The 19,583-nt window shown below is 50.6% G+C and carries 12 protein-coding genes; 11 read left to right on the top strand and 1 reads right to left on the bottom strand.

Annotated elements, in window-relative coordinates; all coding sequences use genetic code 11:
- The 10 genes from CHK_RS00385 to CHK_RS00340 form a co-directional block, all read left to right on the top strand.
- Positions 1-1,137: M24 family metallopeptidase (locus CHK_RS00385; RefSeq protein ID WP_046441899.1), on the top strand; the 1,137-nt coding region annotated here is incomplete at its 5' end.
- A 28-nt stretch (positions 1,138-1,165) separates the two neighbouring features.
- Positions 1,166-2,188 (top strand): zinc-dependent alcohol dehydrogenase, encoded by a 1,023-nt coding sequence (locus CHK_RS00380; RefSeq protein WP_046441892.1) that lies wholly within the window; start codon positions 1,166-1,168, stop codon positions 2,186-2,188.
- A 104-nt stretch (positions 2,189-2,292) separates the two neighbouring features.
- On the top strand, positions 2,293-3,369 hold the full coding sequence (locus CHK_RS00375; RefSeq protein ID WP_052740071.1) for a sugar ABC transporter substrate-binding protein: 1,077 nt from the start codon (positions 2,293-2,295) through the stop codon (positions 3,367-3,369).
- Between the two features lie 71 nt (positions 3,370-3,440).
- Entirely contained in the window at positions 3,441-4,970 is a 1,530-nt protein-coding gene (locus CHK_RS00370) for a xylose ABC transporter ATP-binding protein (protein ID WP_046441890.1), read from the top strand.
- A complete protein-coding gene (locus CHK_RS00365) occupies positions 4,967-6,145 on the top strand; it encodes a sugar ABC transporter permease (RefSeq protein WP_046441889.1) in 1,179 nt (392 codons plus the stop codon). The genes CHK_RS00370 and CHK_RS00365 overlap by 4 nt, the downstream gene beginning before the upstream one ends.
- Before the next feature lie 116 nt (positions 6,146-6,261).
- Positions 6,262-7,281 carry a LacI family DNA-binding transcriptional regulator gene (locus tag CHK_RS00360; protein ID WP_046441896.1) on the top strand — a complete coding sequence of 340 codons (1,020 nt, stop codon included), beginning with the start codon at positions 6,262-6,264 and terminating at the stop codon, positions 7,279-7,281.
- An 89-nt stretch (positions 7,282-7,370) separates the two neighbouring features.
- Entirely contained in the window at positions 7,371-9,368 is a 1,998-nt protein-coding gene (locus CHK_RS00355; RefSeq protein ID WP_046441894.1) for an FAD-dependent oxidoreductase, read from the top strand.
- Between the two features lie 275 nt (positions 9,369-9,643).
- On the top strand, positions 9,644-10,099 hold the full coding sequence (locus tag CHK_RS15400) for a DUF1893 domain-containing protein (protein WP_052740064.1): 456 nt from the start codon (positions 9,644-9,646) through the stop codon (positions 10,097-10,099).
- 441 nt (positions 10,100-10,540) lie between these two features.
- Complete coding sequence (locus CHK_RS00345; RefSeq protein WP_082103315.1) at positions 10,541-15,478, top strand: InlB B-repeat-containing protein; 4,938 nt, start codon at positions 10,541-10,543, stop codon at positions 15,476-15,478.
- Between the two features lie 209 nt (positions 15,479-15,687).
- A complete protein-coding gene (locus CHK_RS00340; protein WP_046441885.1) occupies positions 15,688-16,905 on the top strand; it encodes a GNAT family N-acetyltransferase in 1,218 nt (405 codons plus the stop codon).
- A gap of 59 nt (positions 16,906-16,964) precedes the next feature.
- On the opposite strand, the gene CHK_RS00335 is transcribed toward CHK_RS00340, so the two are convergent.
- Positions 16,965-17,624, bottom strand: coding sequence for a GntR family transcriptional regulator (locus CHK_RS00335; RefSeq protein ID WP_046441883.1), 660 nt, complete (start codon positions 17,622-17,624; stop codon positions 16,965-16,967).
- 405 nt (positions 17,625-18,029) lie between these two features.
- Between CHK_RS00335 and CHK_RS00330 the strand changes: the two genes are divergently transcribed.
- The gene (locus CHK_RS00330; RefSeq protein ID WP_046441880.1) at positions 18,030-19,055 is read left to right on the top strand and encodes a type II glyceraldehyde-3-phosphate dehydrogenase; all 1,026 of its coding nucleotides are present in this window, start codon (positions 18,030-18,032) and stop codon (positions 19,053-19,055) included.
- Positions 19,056-19,583 lie beyond the last annotated feature (528 nt).

Here is a 19,583-nt window from a genome sequence, read left to right as displayed (position 1 = left end):
AAAACGCGGGAGCAGATGAAAAAGGACGGGCTTGGAGCGGTGCTGTTGTTCGATCCGGATAACGTGAGGTATGTGACGAGCACCAAGCTTGGAGAGTGGGTGAACAACAAGCTGAACCGTTACACGCTTCTTGCCGAAGGGCACGATCCGATCCTGTTTGAGATCGGCAGCGCAATCGGGACGAAGAAAATGCTGTGCCCGTGGATCAAGGACATCCGTCCGAGCAAAAACGATATGCGCGGGAGCATGACGCCGCTGTTGAAGTCGAATGAGAAGGTGATCGGGGAGGTGTACGAAATCCTCAAAGAGTGGAACCTTCACGAAGCGCCGATCGGGATCGACCTCCTGACAGTGTCGATGATGCAGGCGCTGGTGAAGTTTGGAATGGACGTGCGTGACGGGCAGGCAACGATGCAGGAGGCGCAGAAGATCAAGACACACGAGGAAATCCAGCTGTTGGAGATCTCGGCGGCAATGGTGGACGGAGCATATTACGACGTTGTGGAAGCGATCAAGCCGGGAGTGCGTGAGAACGAGGTATGCGCGGTGATGCGCGGACGGCTGGTGGAAATGGGAGCGGAGAACGTGCACAACGTGAATGTGATCTCAGGGGACCGTGCGTTCCCGCACCCGCATGACTTCTCAGACCGGATCATCCGCCCGGGAGACATGGTGTTCCTCGATGTGGTAAACGACTTCAACGGATACAAGACATGCTATTACCGGACGTTCTGCTGCGGTTATCCGACGGAGAAGCAGAAGAGGATATACAAGAAGACATACGACTGGATGTACGATGCGATCCGTGCGATCAAACCGGGAGTGACGACGGACGAGATTTGTAAGCTGTGGCCGACGTACAGGGAGCTTGGAGCAAAGGACGAGTACGAGACGATGGCGCTGGAGCTGGGGCACGGAGTAGGGATTGCGCACTGGTCAAAGCCGGTGATCGGGCACCAGTGCTCGATGGAATATCCGGAGGTAATCGAGGAGAACATGCACTTTGCAGTGGAGACATATTATGGAGAAGACGGGGAAGCAGCGCGCCTCGAGGAGCAGATCGTGGTGACAAAGGACGGATGCCGTGTGATCACGAAGTTCCCGTGCGAGGAGCCTGTCGCCTGCTGGAAGTATTGAGGAAAAAATCAAAAGGGAGGGTTGAAAAATGAAAGCGTTTGTGATCACGGAAAAAGATAAGTACGGAATGCAGGACATAGAGGTGCCGGAGATTGGCCCGGACGAAGTGCTGATGAAGATGCTGGCAAGCGGCATCTGCCACTCGGATTACGACCTGATCAGCGGCCAGTACATCATCCCCTTTACGTATCCCGTTACGCCGGGGCATGAGTTTGCGGCGCAGGTCGTGAAGACAGGGGAGAATGTGAAGAACGTAAAGATTGGAGACCGGGTGGTAGGCGAGTGCAATATCGGCTGCGGGGTATGCCCGGTATGCCAGATCAAGGCTGGGTTCTGCCCGGACGCGAACCATTTCGGTTTCACGCAGGACGGGGCGGATGCGGAATACTTCAAGGCGAACGGCGACTGGCTGCATGTGCTGCCGGAAAACATCGACAATATGACGGGAGCGATGGTGGAGACGTTCAGCATCGCCTACAAGGGCATTTATGAGGCAGGCGGAGTGGACGCGGCGGACGTAGCGGTGGTGTACGGCGGAGGCTCGGTAGGAAACTGCGCGGTGGCGGCGCTGCATGCGATGGGAGCGCTCGTGATTCTGGTGGAGCCGCTCGATTACAAACGTGAGATCGGCAGGAAAATGGGAGCAGACCTTGTGATCGATCCAACGTCGCAGGATGTGGCGGCAGAGGTCAGGAAGCACTCGCGGGGACTTGGGGCGGACCTTGTGGTGGAATGCTCGGGGAACGCAGGGGCAATGGCACAGACACTGGAGGTTGCGCGCAATGCGGGGCGCGTGGTCTTCATCGGCATCAACTTCAGGGAAGACATCCCGGTAGCGCTTGGAAAGTTCCAGGTAAAGGGTATTACGGCGATTGGCAGCAACGGTTCACCGGGAGTATGGGAAAGGTGCATCCAGTTTCTGTCGAGGACGAAGCTGGACCTGAGGCCACTGATGACGCACACCTTCCCGCTCACAGAGGCGGTGGAAGCGTTCGAGTTCACAAGGGAACCCAAAAACCGCGCGATCAAAGTCATTCTGACAAACGAATAAGCAAAAGCGCGCAGAGATTAACACACAATGGGAAGTTTTGGAAAAGAGACCTCTATTTGCCGCCGATGCGGCAAATAAAATAAACGATGGTAAGGAGATCGGTAATGAAAAAGAATGGTAGGAGTAGGTTTGTAAAATATGTTTCGATCATAGTGGTGATTCTTCTGGTAGTTGCAATGGCAGCAGGCTGTTCTGCCCCGGCGGCACAGGGCGACGGAGGCGAGGCATCGCAGACAGCTGCGTCGGGCGGCTCCGGCGGAGGGAAAAAAGTAGGGATCGCAATCCCCACAAGCACTGTCAACCGGTTTGTGGAGGAGGCCGACCTGATCGAACAGGGGCTTAAGGATCTTGGCTACGATGTGGTTGGCAAACAGGTGGCAAACGACGATTCCAATACGCAGATACAGCAATGCAAAAATATGCTTGCAAACGGTGCAGAGCTGTTGATTGTGTGCCCGGTGGATAAAAAGTCGTCGGCACAGATCGTTGACGACGCACATGCGCAGGGCGTACCTGTTATTTCTTACGTGCGGATGGTGGGCGGAGACCTCGATTACTATGTGTCGGAGGACAATGAAGCGGTAGGGACTTTAATCGGCGAATATGTGGATGAAAATCTGGACGAAGGCAATATGATCGTACTGACGGGAGATTCCCTCGATACAAACGCACAGCTTTACCGCGATACGGCAGTAGCGGCGCTGCAAACGAAAATCGATTCCGGAAAGATCAAGATTGTTGCGGATCAGTTTTGCAAGGGATGGTCGCCGGAGGAGGCCGTTAACCACACGGAGAATGCTTTGACACAAAACCAGAACGACGTCCAGGCAGTGCTGTGCACAAACGACGGTACGGCAGGCGGCGCGATCGAAGCGCTTACCGCACAGAACCTGCAGGGCCAGGTTCTCGTAACCGGCGGCGATTGCGAGCTGGCAGCAGCAAAACGCATCCTTGAAGGGACGCAGACTATGACGATACTCAAAAATAAATATGACGTAGCGGGCAAAGCCGTTGAGGTTGCAGACCAGATTTTGAAGGGCGAAACGCCTTCGACGGACGAGGTGAGGAATAATGAGACGAAGGATGTACCGGCGTTCCTCGTACCGATGACGGTAATCACAAAGGACAACATTCAGGCGGAGCTGATTGATTCCGGGTATTTCCCTGAACTCGCAGAATAAAAATACTGTACTGGCGCGGGGCGCGGTGAAATACCGTGCCCCGTAAAATAGCAGCGAAAGAGGAAGTACAAATGAAACAGGAATATATGTTGGAACTGGATGCGATTTCCAAAACTTTTCCGGGGGTTAAGGCGCTCACAGACGTAAGCTTCAAGGTGAAAAAAGGTGAAATACTGGCTATCGTCGGGGAGAATGGCGCGGGGAAATCCACCCTGATGAAAATACTCAGCGGGGTATATCCGCATGGAAGCTACGAAGGCAGGTTTTATCTTGAGGGAGAAGAAAAAAAGTTTGCGAATATCAAGGAAAGCGAAGATGCCGGGATTCAGATTATCTATCAGGAGCTTGCACTGTGCAAGCTGATGAATGTAACGGAAAATATCTATCTGGGAAATGAGATCAGGAATAAATTCGGTGCGATCGACTGGAACGAAAGCATCAAAAAAACGCAGTTTTACTTAAAGGAGGTAAATCTGGATGTTGAACCGTTAACGCCGGTGGTACAGCTTGGCATCGGTCAGCAGCAGCTTGTGGAGATTGCAAAAGCGATCTCAAAAAATTCCAGGGTACTGATTCTTGACGAGCCTACGGCGGCACTCAACGAAAAGGAATCGGAAAATCTGCTGGGAATTATCAAGCAGCTTCGGGATAAGGGCGTTGCGTGTATTTTTATTACACACAAGCTGAATGAAGTTTTTGAATGCGCGGACCGGGTGGTCGTAATTCGAGACGGACAGGTTGTGGACGAAGGGGATATCTCTGAATTTACGGAAGATAAAATCATTACGCGTATGGTGGGCCGCGAGATCACAGAGCGGTATCCCAAGGAAAAATTCAAGACGGGCGAGGTGATCGCCGAAATCAAAAACTGGTCGGTCACAGATCCTGAGGTGCCGGAACGAAAGCTTGTAAAAAACGCAAGCTTTACCATCAAAAAGGGCGAGGTGCTTGGAATCGCGGGACTTATGGGCGCGGGCAGGACAGAGCTTGCCCTCAGCCTGTTTGGATGCTATAACGGCTACACCGAAGGGGAAATCGCCATTGAAGGGAAAAAAGTACAGATCAGGGAACCGAAGCAGGCGATCAAAAACGGTATTTCTTACGTATCGGAGGACCGGAAGCGTTATGGCCTTAACCTCAAAATGGATATCCAGGATAATATGACCATCGCCAGTCTTGAGAAAATATCAAAGGGCGGTGTGATCAATAATGTGGAAAAAATAGTATCCACAGATAAGATGATCCGGGAGATGAAGATCAAAACACCGTCCAGCGAGCAGATCGTAGGAAACCTTTCGGGTGGGAACCAACAAAAGGTGGTGCTTGGAAAGTGGATGCTTACAGAGCCCAAAATACTCATTCTGGACGAACCGACAAGGGGAATCGACGTAGGCGCAAAGTATGAAATATATAAAATCATCAACCGGCTTGTGCAGGATGGCGTGGGCGTTGTTATGATTTCCTCCGAGCTGCCGGAAATCCTTGGAATGAGCGACCGTATCCTGGTGATGTGCGAGGGCGAGCTCGTTGCAGAGCTCAACAACTGCGAAGTGGATCAGGAGAGGATCATGTATTATGCCACAGGGGGAATGGTAGGATGAAAACATCAACAATCAAAACAGAACTTTCAAAAAATGCAAGACAATATACAATGGTACTGATTCTTGTGGCTATCGCAATCGTATTTGCGATCCTCACAGGAGGGACATTCCTTACCTCAAGGAATATTTCAAACCTGTTCCTGCAGGCTTCCGCAATCGGTATTGTGGCAATTTCAGTATCGTTGGTGCTGGTAGCCGGCGAAATAGACCTCTCGATCGGCTCGTGCGTAGGCCTTACAGGCGCGGTTGCCGCGACGCTGATGGTCAACATGGGCTGGTCGATTATACCGACCATTCTTGTGACGGTTGCAGTTGGCGTTGGAATCGGCTGCTGGCAGGGCTTTTGGGTTGCGTTTCGCAAGGTGCCGTCCTTTATCGTTACGCTTGCGGGCAGCCTCATTTTCCGTGGCATCGTATACGGCATCACACGGGGCATGACGATTGCGCCGATGACGGATGAGTTCAAGGCAATCGGGCAAGGCTATATCCCGCCGATTTTCAGCGCGGAGGGCTCGGGCTTCAACGATACGGCAATCATTATCGGGGTTGTGATCTGCGTAATATTTGCTGTGATGCAGATACGCCAGGAGAATTCCAGGAAACGTTATCACCTGGGCGTTGCGCCAAAAGGGATGCTGATTGCAAAAATCGTAATCGTCAGCATTGTGGTGATTGGCATTATGGCGATCCTGTCGCTGAATCTTGGACTTTCCTATGCGTTTTTACTGCTTATCATCCTTGCGGTGCTGTTCTCGTTTATTTCGAACAATACGGCATTTGGACGGCAAATTTACGCGATTGGCGGGAACCGGGAGGCGGCGCGGCTGTCGGGTATCAACATAAAAAAGCGTTTATTCCTGCTATTTGTAGTGATGGGGACGATGTGCGCGGCAAGCGGCATCGTGTATACTGCAAGAATCAACGCGGGCACCGCTGCTGCCGGACAGAATATGGAGCTTGACGCGATCGCTGCCGCGGTGATCGGAGGCACGAGCACGATGGGCGGCGAAGGCAGCGTATTTGGGGCGGTGATCGGCGCGCTCATCATGACCGCCATCGATAACGGGATGTCGCTGATGAACCTTGATAACACATTCCAATATGTGGTAAAGGGGCTTGTGCTGCTGCTTGCCGTATGGATGGATGTTGCGACACGCAAAAAGGTTATCAGTTAAAAACAGAGCGGTCGCGCGATTTGCCATGGAATGTGCACTTGACTTATAAGTTTGTGCAGACTATCATTTATAATATACAGATAAAAGAAGTGAATTTATCAGGAACAGAGGATTTTATGAGCGTAACGATCAAGGATGTTGCAAAAAGGGCCGGAGTTACTCCGGCTCTTGTATCAAGGGTTATCAACAACGATCCGACTTTGTCGGTAAAGGAGGAAACACGCGCGCGCATCTTTAAAGCTGCGGACGAGCTTTCCTACCTGCCCAATCCGTTTGCACAGAGCCTGCGGACAAAATCGACAAAAACGCTTGGAATGCTCGTGCCGGATATTGGCAACCCCTTTTTTATCAACATCATAAAAGGCGCGCAGGACGCGGCGCTCGCGCGGGATATGTGCCTGCTGCTCATCAATACGGATGAAGTGTGGGAGAATGAAAAAAAGCTGATCCAGATGCTCGTCAACAAAAAAGTCGACGGGATACTTTACCTCTCCGCGCACATGGACATCAAGGCGATCCGGCTGATCGAGGAGCTGAAAACCCCTTATGTGCTCGTCAACCGTAACAGCGGCGACGAAAATACGCTTTATGTGGGGCTTGATAACCTCAACGGCGCGCTGCTGGCGATGAAGCACCTTGTGGAGCTTGGGCATGAGAAGATCGCGCATATCGCAGGCCCGCTCTACACCGATACGGCAAGCGGCAGGCTGCAGGGATACCGCACAGCCCTGCATATGCGCGGAATCGAGCTGAACCTTGATTATGTGATCGAGACCTCGTTTTCCTTCGACGGCGGCGAGCAGGCGGTCAAAAAGCTTCTCGCAATGAAGGGCGACCGGCCGACCGCTATTTTTGCTGCAAACGACCTCATTGCAATGGGCGCGGTCTCCGGGGCGAATGAGATGGGCGTGAGCGTACCGGAGGATTTGTCGATCGTCGGGTTCAATAATATCTGGGTAGCAAAGCATTTTATGCCGCCGCTCACAACGGTGGATTTTGATAACTACAAAATGGGAGAGGAAGCCTGCAATATGCTGGTGGATAAGATTGCCGATCCCAAAATGGAACCGAGGCAGGTCGTGCTGGAGCCGCATCTGGTCGTCAGAAAATCGACTGCAAAACCAAAAGAGTATTAATTTAGAAACAATTTAATGATGGCAAACAGGAGGCGGCGGATGTCTGCCGCCTGCTTTTGTGCACGCAAAAATTGCGGAAAGGGAAAAAGATGAGTGGGTACAGTTCTTTATTCCAGCCGTTTTCAGTTGGAAGCATTACCGTCAAAAACAGGATCGTACAATGCCCGATGGACGTTATGCCGTTTGTAGACGAAAATATGCAGTTTGCGCAGCGGTATGCCAATATCCTGAAAGAAAGAGCAAAGGGCGGCGTGGGGCTGATCATAACGGGTTCGTGCCTTGTCGAGGACTTTAACGGACGAATGTTTGCGGATGTGCGCGATGCGTTCGTTCCTCAGGCAGGGAAAATGACAAAGGAAATCCATGATTGCGGCGCAAAGATTTTTTGCCAGTTGAGCGCGGGCGTGGGACGGAACCTGGTGGTGCGGGAAGGTGACCTGAAAGGGAACGGGCCCTTTCTTGAACGAAATGCGCTGGCACCTTCAGACGGTGTGCCAAATGTATGGGAGCCTTCTTTAAAGCATCGTGCACTCGGCAAGGAGAGAATCAAAAGAATTGTGGACGGCTTTGCGGATGCGGCACAAATGCTTAAAGAAGCCGGCTTTGACGGGATTGAAGTGCATGCGCTGCACGAGGGATATTTGCTGGATCAGTTTGCAATCGCGTCCATCAACCATCGGGAGGATGAATACGGCAGCAGCCTTGAAAACCGGCTGCGCTTTCCGCAGGAGATTTTGAAAGCGGTAAAAAAACGCTGCGGAAGCGATTTCCCGGTGATCATACGCCTGAGCGGCGAAAGTAAAATGAAAGGCTATAACAAGGGAGCCCTGCCGGGAGAAACATATCAGGAGTTTGGAAGGGGAATCGAAGAATGCGCCGTGGTTGCCCGGATGCTGGAAACGATGGGCTACGACGCGCTTAATATGGATAACGGAAGCTATGACGCATGGTATTGGGCACATCCGCCGGTTTATATGCCGATGCTTTGTAACATGAAAGAGGCAGAGAAAATCAAGGAGGTTGTCTCGATCCCCGTGTTCTGTGCGGGTAAAATGAATGATCCGAAGCTGGCCGCCCAGGCGGTGGCGGAAGGGAAAATTGACGCGGTGGCGATAGGGCGCGCATTGCTTGCCGATGCGCAGTGGCCAAACAAGGTGAGGCGCGGGGAAACACGGTCGATACGCCCATGTATCGCCTGCCAGAGCGGATGTATGCAGACCTTTCTTGGAAGGCCGCTTACCTGCGCGCTTAACCCACGGATCGGGTGCGAGGGTGAAGGGCAAATACCGGAAGCCGGGCAAGCGAAGAACGTTCTTGTTGCCGGCGGCGGGATAGGAGGAATGGAGGCGGCGCGTACTGCGGCGCTGCGCGGACACCGCGTCTGCCTGATGGAAAAGAGCGAAAGGCTGGGAGGCGTATTTGTTGCGGCTGCCATGCCTGCGTTCAAGGCAGCAGATAAGGAATTGATCGCTTGGTATGTAAACGAACTTGACCGCCTTAACGTACGTGTCCTGCTAAGCATGGAAGTAACGCCGGACGTGGTGGAAAGCGAAAGGCCGGATGCCGTGATCGTATGTGCGGGCGCGCAAAAGAAAAAGCTGCGTATTCCCGGGAGCGGACGTTTGACGGACGCGGTCGAGCTGCTGGAAAAAGGAACCTACAGCGAAAAAAACGTCGTGGTGATCGGAGGGGGACTGACTGGCTGTGAAATTGCCTACGATGCGGCACGACAGGGAAAAAATGTAACGATTTTGGAAATGGCGGAGGATATTTTACAGGTGGACGGCCTGTGCAGGGCAAATTCCAATATGCTCAGAGACCTTTTGCATTTTTATCACGTATCTGTCAGAACCTCATCGTCTGTCGAACAGATCGCAGAGAAGCAAGTAAATTACATCGTAAACGGAAAGCGGAAAACTGCCGCGGCGGATATCGTAGTAAGCGCTATCGGATATTTGCCGGATACAGGGCTTTATGACGAATTGAAAGCAAGAGGCTGGGAGACGCATCTGGCAGGCGACGCAAAACAGCCCGGCAACCTGATGAGCGTAATTCATGAAGCGTATGAAATTGCAATGGAGTTATAAAAAAGAATGTGCTAAGCTGCCTGTAAAAAATGGACGTTTATAACGTCCGCTTTTTGTTGATCAAAATTTAACCTTGACAGGCAGTGCTTGGTATATTAGTATAATGGTATGACCATTTATGGTGACTTGTCAAAAGCCTGGCTACAATCTTTTGGTACAAATTGCATATGCAGGCGGTTTATCAAACATTTCGCATAACCTGCGTTATGTAAAATCGCTGTAAACTCAAAACAACGAAATTGTCAATATTCAGGTACGGAAGCGAGGTAAGCAGCATGGATCGGTGGATTCGGGAAGAAGCGAAAAGAATTATTTTGCAGGATAAAGCAGCGTGTGTCGTGGCTTATCAAAAGGAAATCCTGTATCTTGGACAGGGCAAGGGAATCTTTCCATTAATGGAATATTTCGAGCGGGAAGAGCTGCATCGCAGCGGAATCGCCATTTTTGATAAAGTGATTGGAAAAGCGGCTGCAACGTTTGTGGTGAGCCTGAAACCGAAATATGTGTTTGCAAAGATGATTAGCGAGGCAGGATACGACCTTCTGCGCAGGAATGGAATCAGGACGGAATTTGAGACAAAGGTGCCAATGATCATGAACAGGGACAAAAGCGGTATGTGTATGCTGGAGGAAAAGGTACAGCATATCGACGCGGTAGACGAATGCGTGGCGGTATTACAGGACTGGCGCAGGAAAATTATACCGGAAAAGCTGCGAATGGCGCAGGCATAAAAAAACGATAAAATACCCGGCAAATTTATTTGCCGGGTATTTTTGGCATACGGCAGGTTTTTGCCGGCCGATAACCGATCCAAATAAAGCTATGAATGATTTAGGAACGAACCGGCACAAACTGTTTTGCGGAAGGAGTAGGGTAAAATAAAGGATTTTGGCGACACTTTTATTGTGCTGTGCCTGTACAAGGATACGTACGGGCTCTAAACAATGGATACGAACTCCAGAACAGCACAGAAAATCGCTTTGTAAAGCCAATATAAACTGCTGTTTTAATTCGAAATTTTGCGAATATTATTGTTTAGCCTCGCGCTCTGTGGTATAATTACTTTAAAAATAGACGTAGTTGGAAGAGAAGACTCCAGGAGAAATTTTCTATCCGGGAGTCTTTTATGCTTTGTAAAGTGATTTTACCAACTGGGGTTAGGGAGGTTGACCATGAAAGGGTGGCGAGGAAGACGGTTGCTGGCATTCGTTGCCAGCGTAGGGATGTTGTTTTCGATATGGTCTGGCGCGGGAACAGCGCTGGCGGCCGGGGAGGCAATTCCCAATGAAACGGATGTGGAATGTACGATTTCGGGAGAATGCGGTGCTGTGGAGCATGACAAGGACTGCCCGGCAGGAAAGAAAGGGATTATCTCTCCCCAAAATATTACTGGATTTATCTGGTATTATAATGAAGGCGGCGCAGTTCCCAATGAAATTGAGGTGGGTGGGAAGGTGCCGCAGGAAGAAATTGGCCTGCCGGACTCGTTGCAAGCTCATCTTAATGGAAAAACGGATACTGTGGAAATTCCGGTTAAGTGGGTATGCACAGACGATTACACAGGTACCAATTTTGACGTTTATACCTTCAATCCCGTTTGGGACACTTCGCTGTATGTACTGGATGCGTCGCTTGCACAATCGGATATTCCATATGCCCAGGTGCGGATCGCGCAGTCCGGGAATGAAAATATGCGGACGGATACAGATGGCAATACGGTTATTATGGTGGAAGGCGCAAACGTAAGCAGCACAGGGATACAGGCTGCAATCGATGCGGCGCTCATAGATTTCAGCGAGGATAAGCCTGCGGGAGATGTCAGGCTGGTTGTAAATCCGGCTGCGATGAAAGTTAATATCAAAGTATATGGCGATCCGATTACCTATATCGACGTACCCACGAATAAAGGGATCACCTCGTTTACGATTACAACCGAAAAAGAAGACGCCACAAAAGAAGCGCCGGTCATTCTTTTTGTTGAACTTGGAGTGGAAGCCAATATTTACGCGAATGGAATACCGTTTTCAGTGGAAGGCGCTATCAGCGTAGGCGGTACTATTTATGGCGGTGCAAAGGACCGTACTACGGGAAGCACCAGCATCACCTACGATGGGGCGACCGGAGGATATAACAGGACGGTTATTTATGGCGGCGGACGGAATGGGGATGTGGACGGAGACACGAATATCGTAGTCCATTCCACCCATGCCGCTTATAGCAATGGAACTACTTTTTCGGTTTATGGTGGCGGGGATGCGGAAGGCTCGGGTAAAAGCGCGAACGTCATCGGAAATACAAATATTGATATTTACGGCACGGTCATATTTATGGCCGGAGGAGGATGCGCGTATAACGGATCGACGGCAAATGTAGGCGGAGATACCAATATCCACATTCAGCCAGGCGGTGCCATACAGAAAAAAATGTACGGCGGCGGATACGCATATAATTTCCATGCGGGGAATGATTACAGCGGGACTACCTCCAAAGCGAATGTAGAGGGCACTTGCCGTATTACGATTGATTCAGATATCGCTCAGGATCCGGACCGGTACGACGGAGATTTTGTGATTGGGGCGGGATATGCCACCATAGGCGCAAATTCCACAAGCGCGGTTGCGGAATCCTCTGCGATTGCGGACGCGGGTGCGGTTGTAATCAAAGTAAATGGCAATGTTTCGAACAATACCAAAAACGGAAACACAGACCGCTGCATTGCGGGCGGCGGAGATACCGATGGAAGGCTTTATGCAAATCCTTCCCCGGCTGAGGGTATGGATATCTGCCGGGCAAATGTAAACGGCGACGTAACCATAAAAATCGCACCTGGGGTGACGCTGAACAATGCTGTTGTAGGCGGCGGTTCCAGCGTGGGCGGGGGCAGCTGCGACGTAAAGGGCAGCACGAATATAGAAGTAGGAGATAATGCCACGGTGGGCGGCGTCGTAGGCGGCGGCACCATTAATTGTAATATCCACCGCGCAGCAAGCGCCGATGTCGGGGCTGTAAATATCACAATAGGAGATCAGGCTTCATGCCGTAAGATCGGTGTATCGGATGGCAATTTTATTGCGGGGGGATTGCCCTATTCCAGCTATACGAGTTATGTACCGGCAGGGAGCCATACAGATGTAAAAGGCAATATTAGTTCCACCGTCGGAAACGATTTTTTCTGCGAAGGGTGGTTTTATGGGGCAGGACTCAATAAAAAAACGGACACTTCCGTAGCAGTCGGGGGCGATGTATCCACTGCCATTGGCGACGATTGTACCATATCCGGCAATTACATAGGAGGAGGCACAGCGGACGGATCAAATGGCGACGCCTCTATTGGAGGAACGGTCGTTAATGTGGTCGGGGATCGCTTTTCTTTTGGGAGATGGTTATTTGCGGCAGGACTTACCACGGCTGTGGATGCCGATGCAACGGTAAAAGGAAATGTATTAACAACAGTTGGAAGTAACGGTACGATTTCCGGTCAATTTGTGGGCGGCGGCGAAGCGGAAGGAGCAGGCAGCGACGTATCCGTAGATGGGAGCATCACAAATACGTTGGGCGGAGGATTTTCCTGCGCTTATTTTACACCGGCGGGCAGGACGAATGTTGATGCCAGAGCGAGCGTCGGAAGCGCGGGGAACAATAAAAAAGTAGAGACAGTGTTCCTGGGAAACGGTGGCGAAACGGCCTCTTTCAACGGCTTTGTAACCGGAGCAGGACGTGCTTATGCCGCAAATGCGGACGTCACGGTTTACGGGGATGCAACGCTTGTGTTTGACGGCGTTATCCCCAGTCAGGATCTGTATGCGGGAGGATATTCCAATGCTGCGGCAAAGGCGCAGGTAACAGGTACTGCGACGCTGGAACTGCGGAATATGAAGGATAAATTCGCCAAATATATCTATGGCGGGGGAAATGCCGCCACAGCCGGAGCGAATACCGATGTAGGCGCGGCGCACCTTGTTTTCATAGACGATCAGGAGTATGCGGGTTGGGCTTTTGGTGGTGGTTGGGCGGCGGACGACGCGACAGCCAGTGCCCGTGTGTCAGGACCTGTTTCAGTCGAGGTGACGCGGAGCAACCTTGGAAACGCATATCTGCTCGGCGGAGGCTGGGGAGCGGGAAGCGGCCATGTCGAGACCGGTGGCAAAACGGAGATTGCCGTTACAGATTCAACTGTGAAGGATATTTATGGTGCGGGATATTATAAAACAGCCACGAGATACCAGTATGCCGAGGAGATTGATATCTGCCTGGATGACGTAACCGTAACGGGCGGCTTTTATCCGGCCGGGAACAGCAACGCAAGCGCCAAAAATGCGCAGGTCAGAATCACGGGCGATACCACGCTGGGATACATCCAGCAAAATAATACCGCGTCCCTTTCAGACGGCATTGACGTTTACATAGGGGACGGAATTACGCAGACAAATGCTAAAGTTGGGTATTTATACCATGATCGCATCAATCTGGTACGCGTCTGTGACAAGGCGGTATTGACACACCAGGCCGGAACATACCAGCTGCTGTGGAACACGAAGGACCTTCAGGTCGACAGGGGCGGTACACTGGTTCTTTCCTCATTTGATGAAGCTGTTTCCGGAAATTATACAGGCGGCGGCACCGTACAAATGAACGCCGGGCAGAAATTGGGCATAGGAAATGTGGCGACAGGGGACACTGCCGTCAGGATCGAGGGCACGCCGTCCGTCGGGCAAACATATATCGCTGCGGCAAGCGGTGACGCCAAATTTGTTTATTTTAAAGACGGCCTGGGGCTGCAGCGGCAGGAGAACGGCGTAACGGCCGAATGGAAGATTGCAAATACCTTTACGGTCACTGCCGGCGTATCCGGCGGACATGGCAGGATTTCGCCGGAAGGAACGTTGCTCGTTTTTGAGAATGCAGAGCAAACCTTCCAGTTTATTCCTGACGACGGTTATAAAGTGGAAAAAGTACTGCTGGACGGTTCGGATATCGGGGCATTGGAGGAATATACCTTATCCGGAATGAAACAGCCACATTCCATACAGGCATATTTCGTACCTTTGGTGGCCCGGGACGCAGAGAAAGCGGTGGAAGGGATAACCCCGCCGGAACTGGATGAAGACAAGCATACTGACGATGTGTTGACTGCAAAAATTATCTACGAGCAGCTGCCGGATGAGGAAAAAGAGAAAGTATCCCCGGACAGTTTAGAACAATTACATGGGCAACTCGCGGGCCTTGATTTGATCGATATCCAGTTGGAGATCGGTGGAAAAGCAGACACTGATTTCGATTCGCCAAATCTGCATAATCTTGCAAGCGCGATTTCGATGGAGGAGGCGAAACAACTGAAAGCGGGCACGATCAACCACATTATTCTCAAACTGGTCATCAATCCGCTTGAACGGGAAGAAGAACGCATCGATGTAGGACAGACCGGTTATTTGGAAGGGATGCACCTTGATATTTCGATCCTGAAGCATATCGATGGAAATCCCGGAGAAAAGGTGCCTGCCATCAAGAACCATGTTCGTATTGTGGTGAATATTCCAACCGATCTGCTCAGCCCCGGCCGGACTTATGTCATGCTCAGGGAGCATGACGGGGAAGTTGCCGTACTGCCGGATTTGGACGATGCCAATGAAACGCTGACTGTGGAAAGCAACCTGTTTTCCGCTTATGCCATAGCCTATACGGAGGATACGCCCTATATTGCCTATTATACCGTACGGTTTGACAGCCGTGGCGGGAGCGGGGTGCGTGAAATGGCAGGCATATTGGCAGGAAACCATATAGCCGCGCCGCAAGCTCCGGTAAAGGAGGGCTTCTGTTTTGACGGTTGGTACCGGGAACCGGAGGGGATAAACGAATGGAATTTCGATACGGATACCGTGCAGGAGGATATGACGCTCTACGCCAAATGGACTTCGCAGGACGCCGTGCCAACGCCTGCTCCAACCCGGCCTGCCGGCCCTGAAGCTCCAACCGGGCAGCCGAACTCCGGGAATCCGGCGACAGGAGACACGGAAATGCCGCTTTTGCCGTGGGTACTCGCCATGGTTGGAGCATTTGTAAGTATCATCGTTTGTTACAGGAAAAAGACAATCGGTAAAAGGGAAAGGTAATTTTTACGCAGCGTATAATAATGTCCTGCAACAGGCCGGTACAATGCGGTCTGGAAGGCCCGGCAAAAGCGGTATGCTTGACTCCGGGCCTTTTTTGCTTCGCGGCATAATATTTAAAAATGGTTTTGGTTGCCTGTAAATCTATTCTATGTATAATAAGAGGTAAGGGAAAACGTTTTGACAGGACAAGCAACAGGGAGGTGTTTTCCATGTGGAACGAAGAACATTTTCAATCACGGCGGCTCGATGAAGCCGATTTCGAGGAATTTGACGCGCTGCTGCGTTATGCTTTTCAGGTAACCTCGCGCGATATGGCGCGGATTGGGTGGTCCGAAACAGAGCTCATGCAGTCAAAGAAACCTGTTTTTGACGCAGCGTATGTGCTTGGCTGGTTTTACAAGAACCATCTTGCCTCGCAGATCGTAATCTATCCCATGGAAGTCAACATTCAGGGGAAAATATTCCAGATGGGAGGGCTTACAGGCGTAGCGACCTACCCGGAGTATACGGGCAGAGGGCTTATCCATGCCCTGATCAGGATGGGGCTCGAGCATATGCGTGAGCAACAACAATGGATTTCATTTTTGTATCCTTACTCGATTCCGTTCTACAGGAAGCAGGGATGGGAAATCGTCTCTGATAAAATGACCTTCACCATTAAGGATACGCAGCTCCCGAAGATTCGCCCGGCGGGTGGAATGATTGAGCGCGTCCCTGTTGAGGACGAGGATATCAGGAACGTTTACAAATATTTTTCGCTGCAGCGCCACGGTGCGCTCATACGCAGCGAGCTTGAATGGGATGAATACTGGCGGTGGGAGTCGGACGATATCATGGCAGCCGTCTATTATAATACGGAGCAAAAGCCGCTTGGGTATGTCATTTATTATATCCGGGACGAGGTTTTGCGGATAAAAGAAATCGTATATCTGACACAGGAGGCGAAATATGGCATTTGGAACTATATCAGCGCCCATTTTTCCATGGTAAATCAGGTCGAGGGAGCCAATTATTCCGGACAGCCTATTGCGTTCGAATTTGAAGACAGTGAAATTGAAGAAACGATCAAAACTTATTATATGGCAAGGATTGTCGATGTAAAGCCGTTTTTGGAGGAATATCCTTTTCAGGTTGCGGATGAAAAACGGGACTTTTACTTCAAGGTGCATGATCCGGTGGCAGAGTGGAATAACGGTGTTTTCCATCTTTTCTGGAACGAAGGGTCAGCATGCTGCGAAAAGTCGGATTATGATGGGGAAGAGCCTCTGGTTGAGCTTGACATCGGAACGCTGACCACTATGATGATGGGCTATAAGAGGCCGACATACCTGTACCATAACGACAGGATAAAAGCGGATTACCACGTATTGAGCTTGCTTGAAATGCTCATCCCGTCAGAAAAACCTTATTTTTCAGATTACTTTTAGAAAAGAAGCCCCTGCCATTTTGACAGGGGCATTTCTGCAATTATAATTTCGCTCCGGGTTTATGACAATCTTTCAATATGATAGACTTTTGATGCAATCATATGGGCGCGAAGCATTTCCTGCGCCTTTTCGAAGTCGTTTTCATCGATTGCATCCATGATTTGCTGATGCTCCCGATAGGTTTCCTGATACCGTTCCATCGATTTCACAGAAAACACGATGCGCTGCATCTGGTTCCACAGTGAACGCAGGATTTCCTGCAAACGGCTGTTTCCGGTATTGTTCAGGTAACAGCTATGGAATGCCATGTCGTGCATGGTCATGTCTTCAAAATTATTGCTTTCAAGCATTTCCTTCATAGAAAGCACATGGGAGCGCATTTTATCGATCACAGGTTTATTATCCAGTTTATGCAGGAACAGCTTCAGTGCAAGCACGTCGAGCACCTCCCTGAGCTGATATACCTCAATCACGTCCTTCACTGTGATCTCTGCAACCATGATGCCTTTGCCGGGGAAGCCGACTGCAAGCTTATCGTTAATCAGCTCCTGCAAAGCGCTTCGTACCGGGGTGCGGCTCAAACCGAGCTTATCGCACAGTTGGCGTTCAATCAAAAAAGTGCCCCCCGGCAGTTCGTTGGAGATAATCATTTCCTTGATACGGTTATACGCATAATCGCGTTTGTTATCATTTTTTGCATCCGTCTGGTATTTCGCCATGGATAAAACCTTTCTTTCGTAAAATTATATTAAAAAAACTAATTGTATTTTCTTGGTATACCAAAAGTTTATACCAAAATATTTCAAGAGTCAAGGAATTTATGTAAAAGACAATATTTTATCAAGAAACAGTTGACAAAGGAGAAAAGCGAAAGTATACTCTTGGTATACCAATAAACAATTAAAAAAAATCGCAAATAAAAGCTTGGTTATAACAAAACGAAAATAACGAGGAAGTTTTTTAATTATAAAACCCTTTTTCGTATACAGTAAGTATTCTTTCGGTTTTTAAAATATAGTCGAGTCGCTTCATCAAAACGCAGTTTTAAAAATATAGAAATAATTTGGACACTGGGAAACAGGAATTTTTTAGTGGTCAGTGAGAAAAATCAGGAGGGAAAAGAAATGGGAAAAGTAAGAGTAGGAGTATCGGGATATGGAGTAATCGGCCAGCGGCTGGCTGACGGAGTTGCAAAACAGGAGGATATGGAGCTTGTGGGAGTGGCGGACGTAGCGCCAACGCTTGCGGTGCGTGCGCTCTATGAAAAGGGAATGCCATATAACCTGTACCTTGCATCGGATGAAAACCGTGCGAAATTCGACGAGCTGGGCATCCCTGTGTCAGGTACGCTCGAGGATCTGGTAAAGTCGGTTGATATCATGCTGGACGCAGCGCCTAACGGAATCGGCGCAAAGAACAAGCCGCTGTATGAAAAGCACGGGGTGAAGGCCATCTTCCAGGGCGGCGAGAAGAACGAGATCGCAGACGCATTCTTCCATGGCTATGCAAACTTTGACAATGGAGTAGGTAAGGATTACCTGAAGCTGACGTCGTGCAATACGACAGGGTTGATCCGTGCGGTAGACTGCATCGATAAGCTGGTGGGCGTGGAAAAAGTAGCGATCACAATCATCAGGAGGGTGGCGGATCCGGGCGACTACCACCGTGGACTGACAAACGCGCTGCAGGTGGATAAAGCGCCCAGCCACCAGGCGCTCGACCTGATGACGATCATGCCGCATGTGGACGCAACAGGCATTCTGGTGCACACGCCGGTCACACACGGCCACATCATAACGGTTGTGGCGACGCCCAAAAAGGAGATCAGCAAGGAAGAGATGCTGGCAGCCTTCAAAAAGCATCCGCGCATCAGGGTAGTGAGGCTGGAAGACGGCTTCCTTGGGAACGCGTCGCTGTTCCGCTATGCGAGGGATCTTGGGAACGTACGCGGGGATATGTATGAAATCGCAGTATGGGAAGAGACGGTGGTGCACTCTGGCAAGGACATCATGTTTGCGATCAACATTCCGCAGGAAGCGGTTGTAATTCCTGAGAATATGGATGCAATCCGCGCGGCGCTCAACATGAACGGCTCGCAGGAGAAGGCGCTTGAGCTGACCAACAAATACCTTGGGATGAAGGCGAGATAGGAAATCTGTCTGTGGCGGCGGGCATAAAGAACGCGGTACGTTTCAGGGGTATACACCGTATTGCTTCATTTCGCGCCGGATTAGGTGATTGGCTTTTTCCCGGGCAGGCGCAGGACAGCTTGCGACTCAGGGACGCGCGTACATTGTAAATGCAGGACAAAAACGCGCTCTGCCTCCGCCTATTCGAATCTATGAAAGAATCCGGTCAAAGTGTCACGGCTCCTGAAGCCCTTCGCTGCAATCTGCCCTGTGCCTGCCGGGAACAGAGTTGTATATTCGGGCGCTGTACAGTCGCTGCATAGAACGTGTAAGAACCGGTTGCAGGATATTGCCTGCTGTGGTTAGTGCAGAGCGCAAAAGAACTACCGGCAGCTTGCCGACGGGGACATGAGGCTCCGCAATGAGGAGCTTCAGAAGCCGTGACCACGTTGTTCCATCCATGCTTTGAAAGGCGGATGCAGCGCACCGTACACAGTTTTGATTTTTGGACTGTACGGTGCGTCTCCGAAGGGCGGCGCCTTATGCCCC

Source organism: Christensenella hongkongensis (assembly GCF_000981035.1).
Taxonomy (GTDB): Bacteria; Bacillota; Clostridia; order Christensenellales; family Christensenellaceae; genus Christensenella; species Christensenella hongkongensis.
Note: the sequence above shows the minus strand (reverse complement) of the source record. Positions and strands in the feature narration are given on the sequence as shown.